Source organism: Bartonella sp. AA81SXKL, assembly GCF_042196945.1.
In the GTDB taxonomy this organism is placed as follows: Bacteria; Pseudomonadota; Alphaproteobacteria; order Rhizobiales; family Rhizobiaceae; genus Bartonella.
This window is the reverse complement of the sequence record NZ_JBHIRH010000444.1, coordinates 1-518: the sequence shown is the minus strand read 5'-3', so window position 1 is coordinate 518 and position 518 is coordinate 1. Positions and strand designations below refer to the sequence as shown.

Sequence of the window (518 nt, the reverse complement as noted above, 5' to 3'; positions counted from 1 at the left end):
GTGCGGTTGCTAAACCACTCTGCCATGAGTATATCGCGTTCATGTTTTTTGACCGAACACCACGGAAAATTTGCCATATCCCATGGATAATCAATAAGGTCCCAGCTTAACTCTTCATCCCCATCATCTATCCAATTGCCAATAAGCCTGCCTTCTTCTTTTGTGAGGGTATGATTGATTTCTGTTGTGCGTCCAAAGGAAAACAAAGTGTCCCCAGCTGTTAAGCGAACACCGCTTTCATACTCCAACATGCTATCATCGAGGCGTGACATATTGCCTTCCATGGCTTGCACATTATAACCATAGGTCCCACGACGAAAATCAGAGCGCAAACTTTTGGAAAGGTCGGTAATCGCTTCAATGGCTTCAAGGCTTTTGCGTTCAGGCAACTGATCAAAATCAAGTTGAAAGGAATTCCACCATGCGCGCCCCGTCCAGGCAGGTTGAAAGCGTGCCGAAATCCCTAGCCATTCAAGCCCTATCTCTATTGCCGCAAGGGAGCCGCGAATATTTTGCCA

The 518-nt window shown here is 46.7% G+C and carries 1 pseudogene; it reads right to left on the bottom strand.

The window, feature by feature from the left end:
- Positions 1-518, bottom strand: a pseudogene (locus ACFINZ_RS12160) (phage tail protein); the annotation flags it as partial.